Annotated in this window: 15 protein-coding genes and 1 pseudogene; 9 read left to right on the forward strand and 7 right to left on the reverse strand. The window is 70.7% G+C overall.

Features of this window, described 5'->3' with window-relative positions:
* Positions 1 to 41: 41 nt before the first annotated feature.
* Complete coding sequence (locus tag OU415_RS36215; protein WP_270954230.1) at positions 42 to 854, reverse strand: HAD family hydrolase; 813 nt, start codon at positions 852 to 854, stop codon at positions 42 to 44.
* Positions 855 to 974: 120 nt separating this feature from the next.
* Here OU415_RS36215 and OU415_RS36220 point away from each other — a divergent pair.
* A pseudogene (locus OU415_RS36220) lies at positions 975 to 1,846 on the forward strand (LLM class flavin-dependent oxidoreductase).
* A 33-nt stretch (positions 1,847 to 1,879) separates the two neighbouring features.
* Positions 1,880 to 2,143: a hypothetical protein gene (locus OU415_RS36225; RefSeq protein WP_270954211.1), complete on the forward strand. Its 264-nt coding sequence runs from the start codon at positions 1,880 to 1,882 to the stop codon at positions 2,141 to 2,143.
* Here the strand turns inward: OU415_RS36225 and OU415_RS36230 are convergent, their stop codons facing one another.
* Positions 2,144 to 2,740: a helix-turn-helix domain-containing protein gene (locus tag OU415_RS36230; protein ID WP_270954213.1), complete on the reverse strand. Its 597-nt coding sequence runs from the start codon at positions 2,738 to 2,740 to the stop codon at positions 2,144 to 2,146.
* Between the two features lie 97 nt (positions 2,741 to 2,837).
* On the opposite strand from OU415_RS36230, the gene OU415_RS36235 reads away from it, so the two are divergent.
* Positions 2,838 to 3,434 (forward strand): endonuclease, encoded by a 597-nt coding sequence (locus tag OU415_RS36235; RefSeq protein ID WP_270954216.1) that lies wholly within the window; start codon positions 2,838 to 2,840, stop codon positions 3,432 to 3,434.
* Between the two features lie 43 nt (positions 3,435 to 3,477).
* Here OU415_RS36235 and serS read toward each other — a convergent pair whose 3' ends face one another.
* A complete protein-coding gene (gene serS, locus OU415_RS36240; RefSeq protein WP_270954217.1) occupies positions 3,478 to 4,740 on the reverse strand; it encodes a serine--tRNA ligase in 1,263 nt (420 codons plus the stop codon).
* Positions 4,741 to 4,981: 241 nt separating this feature from the next.
* On the opposite strand from serS, the gene OU415_RS36245 reads away from it, so the two are divergent.
* Complete coding sequence (locus OU415_RS36245) at positions 4,982 to 5,701, forward strand: GolD/DthD family dehydrogenase (RefSeq protein ID WP_270954218.1); 720 nt, start codon at positions 4,982 to 4,984, stop codon at positions 5,699 to 5,701.
* Positions 5,702 to 5,738: 37 nt separating this feature from the next.
* Here the strand turns inward: OU415_RS36245 and OU415_RS36250 are convergent, their stop codons facing one another.
* Both OU415_RS36250 and OU415_RS36255 read right to left on the reverse strand, forming a co-directional pair.
* Positions 5,739 to 6,905 (reverse strand): glutathionylspermidine synthase family protein, encoded by a 1,167-nt coding sequence (locus tag OU415_RS36250; protein ID WP_270954219.1) that lies wholly within the window; start codon positions 6,903 to 6,905, stop codon positions 5,739 to 5,741.
* A 3-nt stretch (positions 6,906 to 6,908) separates the two neighbouring features.
* Complete coding sequence (locus tag OU415_RS36255; RefSeq protein ID WP_270954221.1) at positions 6,909 to 7,604, reverse strand: hypothetical protein; 696 nt, start codon at positions 7,602 to 7,604, stop codon at positions 6,909 to 6,911.
* Positions 7,605 to 7,721: 117 nt separating this feature from the next.
* Between OU415_RS36255 and OU415_RS36260 the strand changes: the two genes are divergently transcribed.
* Together OU415_RS36260 and OU415_RS36265 are read left to right on the forward strand one after the other, a co-directional pair.
* Positions 7,722 to 8,714 (forward strand): septum formation family protein, encoded by a 993-nt coding sequence (locus tag OU415_RS36260; RefSeq protein WP_270954222.1) that lies wholly within the window; start codon positions 7,722 to 7,724, stop codon positions 8,712 to 8,714.
* Between the two features lie 17 nt (positions 8,715 to 8,731).
* Positions 8,732 to 9,082: a metallopeptidase family protein gene (locus OU415_RS36265; RefSeq protein WP_270954224.1), complete on the forward strand. Its 351-nt coding sequence runs from the start codon at positions 8,732 to 8,734 to the stop codon at positions 9,080 to 9,082.
* Positions 9,083 to 9,338: 256 nt separating this feature from the next.
* Here OU415_RS36265 and OU415_RS36270 read toward each other — a convergent pair whose 3' ends face one another.
* Both OU415_RS36270 and pheA read right to left on the reverse strand, forming a co-directional pair.
* Positions 9,339 to 9,953, reverse strand: a complete 615-nt coding sequence (locus tag OU415_RS36270) for a histidine phosphatase family protein (RefSeq protein WP_270954232.1) — start codon at positions 9,951 to 9,953, stop codon at positions 9,339 to 9,341.
* Positions 9,954 to 9,982: 29 nt separating this feature from the next.
* Positions 9,983 to 10,906, reverse strand: coding sequence for a prephenate dehydratase (gene pheA, locus OU415_RS36275; protein WP_270954226.1), 924 nt, complete (start codon positions 10,904 to 10,906; stop codon positions 9,983 to 9,985).
* Between the two features lie 376 nt (positions 10,907 to 11,282).
* On the opposite strand from pheA, the gene OU415_RS36280 reads away from it, so the two are divergent.
* The 3 genes from OU415_RS36280 (at position 11,283) to OU415_RS36290 (ending at position 13,182) form a co-directional block, all read left to right on the forward strand.
* Positions 11,283 to 11,882, forward strand: a complete 600-nt coding sequence (locus OU415_RS36280; RefSeq protein WP_408641982.1) for a macro domain-containing protein — start codon at positions 11,283 to 11,285, stop codon at positions 11,880 to 11,882.
* Between the two features lie 69 nt (positions 11,883 to 11,951).
* Entirely contained in the window at positions 11,952 to 12,485 is a 534-nt protein-coding gene (locus OU415_RS36285) for a DoxX family protein (protein WP_270954228.1), read from the forward strand.
* 55 nt (positions 12,486 to 12,540) lie between these two features.
* A complete protein-coding gene (locus OU415_RS36290; RefSeq protein WP_270954229.1) occupies positions 12,541 to 13,182 on the forward strand; it encodes a response regulator in 642 nt (213 codons plus the stop codon).
* The last annotated feature ends 117 nt before the right edge of the window (positions 13,183 to 13,299 follow it).

Genomic DNA, 13,299 nt, shown 5'->3' on the forward strand with positions numbered 1-13,299 from the left:
TCCCAGGCACGGCGGATCGCAGTTTCAATTGAAACTGCGGGTCACCACCAGCGGGAGAGGAGCTCGGCGACGCCGTCCTCGGAGTTGCTGGTGGTGACCTCGTCTGCTGCGGCCAGGGCTGCAGGGTGGGCGTTGCGCATGGCCACGCCGTGGCCCGCCCAGGTCAGCATCGGGACGTCGTTGGGCATGTCGCCGAAGGCGATCACGTCGGCCTGGTCGACGCCGAGGTCGGCGGCCACCGCGGCCAGCCCGGTCGCCTTGTCCACCCCGGCCGCGGACAGCTCGATCAGCCCCGCCGACGTCGAGTAGGTCAGCTGCAGCTGGGAGCCGATCACCGCACCGGCCGTCTCGGCCATCTCCGCGCTCGTCATGTGCTCGTGCAGCACCAGCAGCTTGACCGCGGGCTTGCCGGTCAGCTCGTCGGTCCCGGCGACGCGGATGTCCGAATTCGGCCACACCCGGCGGAAGTCGACCTCGGCGAGGAACTGCTCGTGCGGCCGGTCGTGCGCGCCGTCGGTCGTCCGCTCCACCGCGAACGCGCAGCCCGGCAGCTCGTGGCGCAGCTCGCGCACCACGTCGTGCAGCTCCAGGGACTCGATCACGTGGCTCTGCAGGACCTTGTCGGCAGCGGCGTCGTAGAGCACCGCGCCGTTCGCGCACACCGTCACCCCGGCCACCCCGAGGCCTTCCACGACCATCGGCACCCAGCGCGGCGGACGACCCGTGACAAGCACGAACGGGGTTCCGGCGTCGACCACCCGCTGCACCGTTCGCGCGGTTCGCCCGCTCACCCGCTCCATCGGGTCGAGCAGGGTTCCGTCCACGTCGGTCGCCACCAGGCCGGGTTTGCGCACCCCGCCATCCTGCCTGGTGCGGCTCGCCGGGCCCGAACGAGCACCTGCGAACGCGACCCGCGCCACCCACATCACCTGATCGGGTCGATAGCGGTGGTGGTCGACCAGTACGGTCGACATGTGCGAGTTGGGATCGTGATTCTGCCGGAGCACCGCTGGTGGGCCGCCGAGCCGATGTGGCGGATGGCCGAGGAGTACGGGTTCGCCCACGCCTGGACCTACGACCACCTGGGGTGGCGCTCCCTTGTGGACAAGTCGTGGTTCGACGCGGTGCCGACCTTGACCGCGGCCGCGATGGCCACCTCGACCATCCGGTTGGGCACGATGGTGGCCTCGCCGAACTTCCGCCACCCGGTGCACTTCGCGCGGGAGCTCACCGCGCTCGACGACATCTCCGACGGCCGGATCACGCTCGGCATCGGCGCCGGCGGCCCCGGCTTCGACACCCAGGTGCTGGGGCAGCCGGAGCTGACGCCGGGTCAGCGCGTCGACCGGTTCGGCGAGTTCCTGGAGCTGCTGGACCAGATCCTCACCCACGACTCCACCGACTACTCCGGCACCTACTCTCCGCGGTGCAGGCCCGCAGGCACCCCGGCTGCGTGCAGCTGCCCCGGCTGCCGTTCGTGGTCGCCGCCAACGGCCCCCGCGCGATGAAGCTGGCCGCCCGGTACGGCAAGGGCTGGGTGACCACGGGCCGCGAGGCGGAGGACCAGGAGGCGTGGTGGCGCTCGGTCGCCGAGCTCTCGCTGCGGTTCGCCGAGGCGCTGGCCGAGCAGGGCCGCGATCCGGCCAGGGTGGAGCGGTACCTGCAGGTCGACGCGGCGCCGGTGTTCTCGATGTCCAGTGTGGAGCACTTCCGGGACGTGGTCGGGCGCGCCGCCGAGCTCGGCTTCACCGACGTGATCACGCACTGGCCGCGCGCCGACAGCCCCTACGAGGGCAAGGAGTCGACTGTCGAGGAGATCGCTTCAGAAGTTCTCCCGGACATTTAGCAACCCCGGCCCGGGCGGTACGTCTCCCCGGGCATGGAACAGGCATTACTCGGTCGTCCACGTCGTCTGGTGGAAGACCCCAACGACCCCTTGGAACACCGGCTGCCGCTCGCCGAGAACGTCACGGTCAAGTCCCTCTACATGCTCTGCCCCGGTGGGGCCGGTGGCGTCGAGGAGCGGACCTGCACCGGGGACGAGATGGTGTCCGGGCTGCCCCACGGTGAGATCCCGGCGGACAAGATCCAGGTCAACGCCGACGACGAGATCGAGCTGATCCAGGAGCGCTGGCAGCCCTGATCACACCTCGCCGCGGGGCGACGCGAGCAGCGTCGCCCCCACCGCGAGGAACTCGGCGGGCGTCCCGCCCAGCGCCGAGAGCCGGTGCGGCACGCGGGCGCTGAAGCTGACGCTGTCCCCGGCCCGCAAGGTCGTCGCGCCCTGCTCGAAGTCCACGTGCAACTGGCCGCTGAGCACGTAGAGCCAGTCGTGGCCCTCGTGCTTGACCGGCCGAACACCTTCGCTGGTCGGGGAAATCCGGTAGCGCGCGGCGTAGAGGCCGGGGATCACGGCTCGCGGCGTCAGCACCTGCAACGCCATGCCGTCGGTGTCGACCGTCGGAACCTCGTTGCCGCGCAACACCATCGCCGCCGGGCCCGGCTTGCAGTCGGTGAACAGCTGCGACAGCCCGACGTCCAGCGCGGTCGCCACCTGCGCCAGCACGTCCAGCGACGGCATCGCCTCGCCCTGCTCGATGTTGACCAGCTGCGTCACGTCGAGCGCCGCCCGGTCCGCCAGCTCGCCCTGGTCGAGGCCCTGCGCCGCCCGCAACCGGCGGATCCGGTCGCCTAGCCCGGCGAGGGCGAGAGCACGCGTGCTACCAGGGGTATCGGACACGTGACCCACCATAAGTCGCGTCCGGTGGATTCGCTGCGATCGCGCGTGTGCCCCGAGCGCTCGGCGGGTAGCCGAGTTCGGCAAGGGGGTGGTGGTGATGCGAGCCCAGGAGACCGTGCAACGCCTGCTGGACGACGAGGGCAGCACGCTCGCCGCCCGAGCCGGGATCAACCTGGAGAACAAGCCCGCACCGCTGTACCGGTTGCTGGTGCTGGTGACGCTGCTGTCGGCGCGGATCAAGGCGGATCTGGCGGTGTCGGCGGCGCGCGAGCTCGCCGAGTTCGGCACTGCGCAGAAGATGTGCGACGCGACCTGGCAGCAGCGCGTGGACGCGCTCGACCGCGGGCACTACGTCCGGTACGACGAGAGCACGTCGACCGCCCTCGGGAAAGGCGCGCAGCTGCTCATCGACCGGTACCACGGCGATCTGCGCCGGATGCGCGCGAAGGCCGACGGGGATCTGGACGTGCTGCGGGAACTGCTCACCGAAGTACCGCGCATCGGCCCGGTCGGGGCGGACGTCTTCTGCCGCGAAGTGCAGCTGGTGTGGCCGGAGATCCGGCCGTTCTTCGACGAGAAGGCGCTGGCGGGAGCGCGAAAGCTGGGCCTGCGGGCCGATGCCGACGCCCTCGCCGAGCTCGTCGAGGGCCACGACCTGGCCCGGCTCGCGACCGCGCTCGCGATGACCTCGTGAGCGGCGATGGTGGTTCTAACGACCATCGCCGCTCACGCGGACGTCACTTGGGTTCGAGGACCTCGCGGCCGCCGAGGAACGGGCGCAGCGCCACCGGGACGCGGACCGAACCGTCGGGCTGCTGGTGGTTCTCCAGGATCGCCACGATCCAGCGGGTGGTGGCCAGCGTGCCGTTGAGGGTCGCCGCGATCTGGGTGCGGCCCTCCTCGTCGCGGTAGCGGGTGTTGAGCCGCCGCGCCTGGAACGTGGTGCAGTTCGAGGTGGAGGTCAGCTCGCGGTAGGTCTGCTGGCTGGGCACCCAGGCCTCGCAGTCGAACTTGCGGGCCGCGCTGGCACCGAGGTCACCGGCCGCCGTGTCGATCACCCGGTAGGGCACCTCGATCTTGGCCAGCATGTCCTCTTCCCAGGCCAGCAGGCGCTGGTGCTCCTCCCGGGCGTCCTCTTCCCGGCAGTAGACGAACATCTCCAGCTTGTTGAACTGGTGCACGCGGATGATGCCGCGGGTGTCCTTGCCGTAGGAGCCCGCTTCGCGGCGGAAGCAGGTCGACCAGCCCGCGTAGCGCAGCGGACCGTCGGAGAAGTCCAGGATCTCGCCCGAGTGGTAGCCGGCCAGCGGCACCTCGGAGGTGCCGACCAGGTACAGGTCGTCCTCCTCCAGGCGGTAGACCTCGGTGGAGTGCGCGCCGAGGAACCCGGTGCCGTCCATGATCTCCGGGCGGACCAGCACCGGCGGCACGACCAGGCTGAACCCGCTGGCGGTGGCCTGCGCGGCGGCCATGTTCAGCAGCGCCAGCTCCAGCTGGGCGCCGATGCCGGTGAGGAAGTAGAAGCGGGCGCCGGACACCTTCGCGCCGCGCTCCATGTCGAAGGCGCCGAGCGCGGTGCCCAGCTCGACGTGGTCCTTGACCTCGAAGTCGAACTCGCGCGGCACGCCGACGTGCTTGAGCACGGCGTAGTCGTCCTCGCCGCCCGGCGGGACGTCGGGCTCGACGATGTTCTGGACGGCCTTCTGGGTCCGCAGCAGCTCGTCGTCGGCCTCCGACTGCGCGGCCTCGGCCTCCTTGACCTGCGCGGAGAGCTCCTTGGCGTGGGCCAGCAGCGCGTCGCGCTCCTCGCCCTTGGCCTTGCCGACCTTCTTGCCGAGCTGCTTCTGCTCGGCGCGCAGGTTGTCCGCGCGGGACACCGCGGACCTGCGACGCTCGTCGGCGGACAGCAGCGCGTCCACCAGGGACGCGTCTTCACCCCGTGCGCGCTGCGATGCGCGCACGGCTTCCGGATCATCGCGTAGCGTCTTCAGGTCGATCACAGCTGGTCAGCGTAGTCCTCGCGGTGAACTCACAGGTTCGCAGGGGGGTGCGTGCCCGGGCGGTGCGCGAACGCCCAGGTGCTGCGCAGGTGGGGCGGCGGGTGATAGGAATCGAGCTCGCTCCGCCGGTCGGCCGGGGAGCGGCTCGGCTCACCGCTTCGACCCCCGCAGCACCCTTCAGGCTACGCGGGCGAACGCGCCTGAGCGAGCCAGAAGACGACGACGCGGGGACTGCTGAGCCATGTTCGAACTCACTGGAAAAGTTGCCCTGGTGACCGGTGCCGCCTCCGGGATCGGCGCCGAGGTCGCCCGGGTGCTGGCCGCCCGCGGGGCGGTGGTCGCCGGAGCCGACCTCGCCCCGGAGGTCCCGGACGCGTGCGCGTCGGGGCACCGGGTCGACGTCTCCGACCCGGAGTCGGTGCAGAACTGCGTGCAGGACGTGGTGGACCGGCACGGCCGGATCGACGTGCTGGTCAACTCCGCCGGCATCGTGCGCCTCGCGCCCGCCACCGACATCGGGGTGCAGGACTGGCAGCTGACCCTGAACGTCAACCTCACCGGCAGCTTCCTGATGGCCCAGGCGGTCGGCCGCGGCATGGTCGAGCAGGGCGGCGGCCGGATCATCAACCTCGCCTCGCAGGCCGCCAGCGTCGGCCTGGACCAGCACGTCGCCTACTGCGCGTCGAAGGCCGGGATCATGGGCATGACCCGCACCCTGGCCCTGGAGTGGGGACCCAGCGGCGTGACCGTGAACGCCGTCTCGCCGACGGTGGTGCTCACCGAGCTCGGCCGCGCGGCCTGGGACAACCCGAAGGGCGACGCGCACCGCGCGGAGATCCCGGCCGGGCGGTTCGCCGAGCCGGAGGAGATCGCGGCCGCGGTGACCTACCTCGCTTCGGACGAAGCGGCCATGGTCAACGGGACCGAGCTGAAGGTGGACGGCGGGTTCACCATCCGCTGAGCTCGCGGGATGCCGCCTGGCCGGCGGCATCCCCCGTTCAGCTCTCCGGGATGCGGTGCGGGACGAAGGCCGCGCCGTCGTCGGTGATCAGACCTGCCGTCTCGCGGATGCCGAGGCCCGCGGAGGAGTCGCCGACCACCCAGGCGCCGAGCGCCGGGCGCATCCCGTCGAACTCCGGCAGCGGGTCGAACGCCTGGTAGACGTAGCCCTCCTCGCCGTAGATCCCGGCGGTCTCGGTCTCCCAACCCGGCGCGACGACGCTGATGTTGTTGCCCTCGCGGCCCAGCCGGGGCTTGCGGACGTACTCGGTGAGCAGGCCCGGCTGGTCCAGGAACGTCGGCAGCAGGTTCGGGTGCCCGGGGTGCATCTCCCACAGGACCGCCAGCAGCGCCTTGTTGGACAGCAGCATCTTCCACAGCGGCTCGACCCACTGGGTGGCCGGCAGCGTGTCGACCGCGTGCTTGCCGAAGTCGTCGTCGACCATCCACTCCCAGGGGTAGATCTTGACGACGGAGTTCATCGGCGCCTCTTCGAGGTCGACGAAGCGCTCCAGCAGGCTGTCCCAGCCGATCTCCTCGATGGCCAGGCCGACGGTGTCCAGGCCCGCCTCCGCCGCGGTCTCCTGCAGGTAGGCGGCGGTGATGTTGTCCTCACCGGTGGTGTCGGCCGAGGACCAGGTGAAGTGCACCTCGTTGGTGGCCAGCTGGTCCTTGATCTCGCCCCAGCGCTCCACCAGCTTCTCGTGGATGGAGTTCCACTGGTCGTCACCCTCGTGGCGCTCGGTCAGCCAGTGCCACTGCACGACCGCGGCTTCCAGCAGCGAGGTCGGGGTGTCGGCGTTGTACTCCAGCAGCTTGGCCGGGCCGGTGCCGTCGTAGCGCAGGTCGAAGCGGCCGTAGAGGTGCGGGTCGCCGCGCTTCCAGGACTCGGCGATGTGCGGCCACACCCACTCCGGGATGCCGAAGTCCTTGTAGCGCTCGGTGGTGATCACGTGGTCGACGGCGTCCAGGCACATCGAGTGCAGCAGTTCGACGTCGGCCTCCAGCGAGAGGACCTCGTCGAGGCTGAACTCGTAGTGCACGCCCTCGTCCCAGTAGGGGCGCGCCGATCCGTCGGCCGCGCGGGCGGGAGTGCCGAAGACCAGCCCCAGCTCCTCGACCTTGCTCTGCCAGTCCGGCCTGCGGTCGGTTGTCCTGCGTCGCACTCGTCAGCTCCCGGTGCTGCCGCTCTTGTTGTTGATGCCGAAGCCACCGCGCTGGATGGTCTTGCCGCTGGTGTCCTTGATCGTGGAACCGGACGGCTTGGTGAACGACGATCCGGACGCCGGCGAGCCCACCGGAGGCGCCGACACACCGGCGGGTGTGTAGGCGTAGCGGTAAGAGCTGTACTGCCCGCTGGGAATCGTGGTGCCGGGCAGGAAGATCGGCATGAAGAACATCCCGCCGCTGCCCATGTGGCCGCCGTGGGAGGTCACGTACTGCTCGTTGCAGAAGTCATCGTTGTCCCGGACACCCGGCTGCCCGGACTGGTCCGTGGCGCAGTACTGCTCGCTGGCGCTGGCCTCGTTGCTGACCTCGGACGCCGAGTACATCGCGGCGACCAGCGCCACGACGCCGACTGTGACACCGCCGCCGATCATCAGGCGGCGGCGGTTCTGGCTCTTCTTCTCAGCGGCTTCGAGCTCGGCGCGCTCCTGCTCGGCCCGGCGCTTCTCCGCTGCGATGCGGGCGCGCTGCTCGGCCAGCGTCGGCTCGCGCGGGGTCGTGCTGTCCGGATCCTGGTACCGGATCCGCCCCTGCTGCGGTCCTGCCGTCGGCTGCTGCTCGGGCTGCGTCGGCGGGTTGGGCGGCGGCGTCCCCTCGCCCTGCTGCTCATCTGCCACTGGCTTGCCATCTTCCGTCATAGCCCCACTCCCGGAAGCAACATTACCTATCGAGATGACGCCCCCGGCAACGAATCGGTTCCGAAGCCACTGCGGGTAACCGCGCAACGCTGGTTCGAACCAGGCATGATGTCTGCGATGCCAGCGCCCGATGCACCCCCGAGCCCCAGCCGGAACAAGCCCAACACCCGGCTCGTGATGATCTGCGCCGTGATCGGTGCGCTGCTGGTCCTGGTGGTCAGCGCGCTGCTCAACTGGCCGACCGGCACGCGCAGCGCCGGCCCCGACCAGCAGGGTTCATCGCCGGCACCGAAGGTGGTGTTCAGCGCACCGCCGGGCAGCTGCCTGAGCTGGGCCGAGGCCGACGCCTCCGACATCCGCCAGGTCACCTGCGACGAGCCTCACCTGTTCGAGGTCACCGGTACCGCCGACCTCCGCCCGCAGTTCGACGACAAGGCGCCGTTCCCGGGCACCGAGCAGTGGCAGCAGATCAAGCAGGAGCGCTGCGTGGAGGTCTCCACCGGGTTCCTGTCCGGCCGGTTCGACCCCAACGGCCGGTTCAGCGTCGGCGCGTTCACCCCGAGCGAGGAGGGCTGGGCCGACGGCGACCGGACGCTGCACTGCGGTCTCCAGCAGCCCGGACCGTCCGGCAAGCTCTACCCGATCAAGGGCAGCGCCTCGACGACCGACCAGTCCAACATCTACTCGGAAGGCCGCTGCCTGGGCATCAACGGCACCGCGGTGTGGGACCCGGTGGACTGCGCGAAGCCGCACGCGGTGGAGATCACCGGTGTGGTCAACCTCGGCGAGGAGTTCCCCGGCGGCTGGCCCGCCGAGAAGGACCAGGACCCGTTCCTGTTCACCCGGTGCGGGGAGCTGACCGGGCGCTTCGCGGGCGACCCGAACGCGGCCAAGGACAAGGGACTGGTCATCTACTGGGACACCCTCTCGGAGGAGAGCTGGAACGCCGGATCGCGGCAGGTGAACTGCAAGGTCAGCGCGCAGCTGCCGGACGGCAGCGGACTGGCGCCGGTGACCGGCAGCATCAAGGGCGACGTGCGCGTCGGCAAGGAACCGGCGCCGCAGATCGCCGCCGGCCAGCCCGGCGCTCCCGCCACCGAACCCCGCTGAGCTGGTAGAACGAGGTCATGCCGGTGGAGATGACCCGAGCCCGGTTCGAGGAGCTCGTCGGGGACGCGCTCGACCTGCTGCCCGCGGAGTTCGCGGCCGCGATGAACAACGTCGTGGTCCTGGTCGAGGACGAGAACCCCGACGACCCGTCGCTGCTCGGCCTGTACGAGGGCATCGCGCTGACCGAGCGCGACAGCACCTACGCCGGGGTGATGCCGGACCGGATCACGATCTACCGCGACCCGCTGCTGGACATGTGCGCGGACGAGGACGAGCTGGTCGACGAAGTGGCGATCACCGTGGTCCACGAAATAGCCCACCACTTCGGCATCGACGACGAGAAGCTCCACACCCTCGGCTGGGGCTGACAGATCCGCCTCTCCGCGATTCACAGACCCGCCTCTCCGCGATTCACAGTGGTGGTTACGTTTCGGAGTGATCTCGCGGTTTCGGGGTTTCTTGTGGCTGAGTTGCGTCACGGTCCCCTGAGGTGCGGTTGGGTGGGGCTCAGGACCTGTCCGCAGGTGTCGGTGTGTCGGGGCCCGACATGCCGTTGTACCGCAGTTTCAATTGAAACTGCGGTACAACGCGCCGGTGTGTCGGGGTCGGACGTGCCGGGGCGTGTCAGAGGGTTTCGAGGCCGTCCCAGGCGGTGCAGGTCCAGCCGGTCCGGGCGTCGGGGTCGGATTCCAGGACGATCACGCCGGTGTTCGGCAGGTACACCGCGTTCGACATCGTCCCGTCGACGTTCGCCGCCAGCGTGCAAGCCGCCAACCGCAGCATCGCGCCGTGGCTGACCAGCGCCACCGCGCCGTCCCCGGAGCCGTCGATCGCGCTGCGCGCTCCGGCGACGAACCGGGTCAGCGCCTCGCGACCGCTCTCCCCGCCCGGCATCGGCACGTCGAGCTCTCCGCCGTGCCACAGCCCGTAGACCTCCTCGAAGGTCCGCAGCGCCTCCCGATCGCCCCGTCGCTCCAGGTCACCGACGTAGACCTCGTGCGTGCCCTCGACGACCTCGACGGGCAGCCCGTGCCGCTCCGCCAACGGCTGCGCCGTCATCTGCGCGCGAACGGCACGGCTGGCGTGGATCGAGACGATCTTCTCCTCGGCCAGGCGCTCGGCGAGGTCCGCCGCCTGCTGCTGGCCGAGCTCGGTCAGGCCTGGGCCGGGCGGCAGGGTGTCGAGCACGTGGTCCACGTTGGCCGGGGTCTGCCCGTGGCGGATCAGGAGCAGCCGCAGCCCGCTGGGCGCTTCGAGTTCGAAGCCGCTCACGCCAGCCTCCCCGCCCGCACGTCCTCGACCCACTGCGCCGATGCCAGGAACGCCTGCTCCGAGGCGGACGGGCGCACGCTGGCCGGCGACCGGTCGGCCTTCGGGTAGGAGCCGAGGAAGCGGACGGTGCTGCACCGGCGGCGCAGCGCGGTCAGCGCGTCGCCGATCCGCGCGTCCGCGACGTGCCCGTCGAAGTCCAGGAAGAACCGGTACTCGCCGAAGCGGTCCTTGAGCGGGCGGGACTCGATGCGGCTGAGGTTGATGCCGCGCAGCGACAGCTCGGCGAGCATGTCGGCGAGCGTGCCGACCTCGTCGCTGATCACCGCGCACAGCGAAGTGCGGTCCGCGCCGGTCGGCTCCGGCAGCTTGCCCGGGCGGCGCACCAGCAGGAACCGGGTCACCGCGTCGCGCACGTCGGCGATGCCGCCGACCAGCCGCTCCAGGGACGGGTAGTGCTCGAGGGCGACCGGCGCGGAGATCGCCGCGTCGGACTCGCCCGCCGCCACCGCCGCGGCACCCGCCGCCGTCGAGCTGGCGGCCCGCACCTCCGCGTTCGGCAGGTTCTCCGCGAGCCAGTTCCGGACCTGCGCGAGCGCGTGCGGGTGGCTGGTCACGGTGCGGATCGCGGCCAGCTCGGTGCCCGGCCGGACCAGCAGGTCGAACTGGATCGGCAGCAGGGCTTCCTGGACCGCGACCAGCGGCTCGTCCTCGGTCAGCGCGTCCAGCGTCGCGTTGACCGAGCCCTCCACCGAGTTCTCCACCGGCACTCCGGCGGCCAGCACGTCGCCTCTGCGCACCGCGGCCAAGGCCAGCGGAACGGTCTCGCAGGGCACGAGTTCGGCGTCGAAGTCCCCGGTGAGCGACCTGGTGGCTTGCTCGGTGAAGGTGCCCGCCGGGCCGAGGTACGCGATTTGTGGCACGGGCCCAGCCTAGAGAAGCCCGCCACCCGGGCCACCGTCAGGCAAGCGGCGAAGACGCTTTCGGTGGTGAACAGCCACCGCGAAGAACGACCAGCACCGGGTGGCAATGGCCGCATGCGCCGCCAGGCGCATGACCCGCGCACGCAACTCGCACCGCCGCGGGTTCTCAGCGTTCGCCTGGCGAGGACAGCTCCGACGCCGCGTATCCGCTTAATACGTCAGGAGGAGATCCCGGAGTCAGGCGGGCGCTGAGGTTCCGCTACCCGCACCGCCACGCAGACCAACCCCGTGCTCTTTGAAGCCGCCACCTCCCGAAACCTCCGAGGTGTGACCTACCCAATGCCACTCGGACACCTATTCCTGCGATGCTGTGTGCGTGACCGCAGATTCGGGTTGCTCGTCGGAGAGGGCGGAGCCGGAGCTGCAGCTCGTCCTCTGCGCGCTGGACGAGCCGCTCGCCGCAGCCTGGCAGGAGATCGCTGAGGACCGCGCTGGCCTCGCCGTCCACCAGGGCTCCGTTCTCGACCTGTCGGTCGATGCCGTGGTGAGCCCGGCGAACTCGTACGGCTGGATGCGCGGCGGGATCGACGCCGTGTACGCGCGGACCTTCCCCGACGTGGAGGAGCAGGTGCGCAGCGCCGTGCTGGCCTACCACGGCGGCGAGCTGCCGGTCGGCGAAGCGCTGCTGGTGCCCACGGGGGCGCCGAACCCGATCTGGCTGATCAGCGCACCCACCATGCGGGAACCCGGTGAGCGCTTGCCCGCCGACACCGTGCACCCCTACCTGGCGGCGCGCGCGGTGCTGCGGCTGTGGGCCAGCGCGGTGCTGGAGAACGGCGCGCTGGTGCGGCAGGTGGTGCGGTCGGTCGCCATGCCCGGTCTGGGCACCGGCATCGGCGGGGTCGAGCCGGAGCTGTGCGCGCGGCAGATCGCCGCCGCCTGGGACGAGGTGTTCGCCCACGCCGATCGGTTCTGACGATCAAGCGGAACCCGGCGGCAATGAGTACCGTCGGGCGCACCGGCTGACCACCGAGGAGGTTCTCCGATGCTGATTCGCCGTTTGGCCCGCCCGATGCTCGCCGCGGTGTTCGTCTACGGCGGGATCGGGGCGCTGCGCGATGCGCCGAACCACGCCAAAGCGGCGGCCCCGCTGCTGGAGAAGGCCACCGGCCCGATCAAGGACTCGCTGCCGGAGCAGTTCCCCACCAACCCGGAAACGCTGGTGCGCATCGACGGCGCGGTCAAGGTCGGGGCGGGTGCGATGCTGGCGCTCGGCAAGTTCCCGCGGCTGGCGTCGCTGCTGCTGGCAGGCAGCATCGTGCCGACGACGCTGGCGGCGCACGCGTACTGGGAGATCGACGACCAGCAGGAGCGCGCCAACCAGCAGGTCCACTTCCTGAAGAACGTCGGCCTGCTCGGCGGGCTGCTGCTGACCGCGGTGGACACCGGCGGCAAGCCGTCGGTCAAGTACCGGGCCAAGCGCCGTGCCCGCAAGGCCAAGCGCCGCGCGCGGAAGGTCGCCGGGAAGACCCACGAGACCATCGGCGCGGCCAAGGGCGTGGCGAAGATCAAGAAATAGCAGCGGATTCGACCCTCCGCGCACCTTTCGCCCGAGACGTACGTAGCGTGGGTGTGTGTCCGTGAGCGTGCTGCTAGTCGATGATCATGAGGTGGTCCGGCGCGGTCTGCGCGACCTGCTGGACACCGAGGAGGACGTCGCGATCGTCGCCGAGGCCGGTGGCGTCGGCGAGGCCTTGGTGCGCGCGCAGGCGACCGGGCCGGACGTCGCGGTCATCGACATGCGATTGCCCGACGGCGACGGCCTGGAGCTGTGCCGACGGCTCCGCGAGCTGCCGGATCCGCCGTACTGCCTGGTGCTGACCGCGTTCGACGACGAGGCCGCGCTGGTCGGGGCGATCAACGCCGGGGCGTCGGGTTACCTGCTCAAGCAGGTCCGCGGCCAGGACCTGGTCAACGCGGTCCGCGAGGTGGCGGCGGGCCGGTCGCTGCTGGACCCGATCACCACCGGGCGGGTGCTGGCCCGGCTGCGCCAGTCCGCCAACCCGGAGCAGGACGAGCTCGCGGCGCTGACCGAGCGGGAGCGCCGGGTGCTTGAGCTGATCGGCGAGGGGCTGACCAACCGGCAGATCGCCGAGCAGCTGTTCCTGGCCGAGAAGACGGTGAAGAACTACGTGACCTCGGTGCTGGCCAAGCTGGGCATGGAGCGCCGGACCCAGGCCGCGGCCTGGGTCGCCCGCCGCCAGGGCCAGCTCTGACCGGTCGCCCGGTGCGGTGACCCCCTCCCGCAGTTTCAATTGTAACTGTGGTCCGCCGTGCCTGGGAGTTACAGTTTCAATTGAAACCGCACCCCCGGGCGGGTCGGGTCCCCGGGG

This window comes from Saccharopolyspora oryzae, from assembly GCF_027853915.1.
Lineage (GTDB): Bacteria > Actinomycetota > Actinomycetes > Mycobacteriales > Pseudonocardiaceae > Saccharopolyspora > Saccharopolyspora oryzae.

Bases quoted from the DNA above. Each gene is read 5' to 3' on its own strand.
- OU415_RS36225 (WP_270954211.1), top strand. From the start codon at position 1,880: ATGGAACAGGCATTACTCGGTCGTCCACGTCGTCTGGTGGAAGACCCC.
- OU415_RS36235 (WP_270954216.1), top strand. From the start codon at position 2,838: ATGCGAGCCCAGGAGACCGTGCAACGCCTGCTGGACGACGAGGGCAGC.
- OU415_RS36245 (WP_270954218.1), top strand. From the start codon at position 4,982: ATGTTCGAACTCACTGGAAAAGTTGCCCTGGTGACCGGTGCCGCCTCC.
- OU415_RS36255 (WP_270954221.1), bottom strand. From the start codon at position 7,604: ATGACGGAAGATGGCAAGCCAGTGGCAGATGAGCAGCAGGGCGAGGGG.
- OU415_RS36260 (WP_270954222.1), top strand. From the start codon at position 7,722: ATGCCAGCGCCCGATGCACCCCCGAGCCCCAGCCGGAACAAGCCCAAC.
- OU415_RS36265 (WP_270954224.1), top strand. From the start codon at position 8,732: ATGCCGGTGGAGATGACCCGAGCCCGGTTCGAGGAGCTCGTCGGGGAC.
- OU415_RS36285 (WP_270954228.1), top strand. From the start codon at position 11,952: ATGCTGATTCGCCGTTTGGCCCGCCCGATGCTCGCCGCGGTGTTCGTC.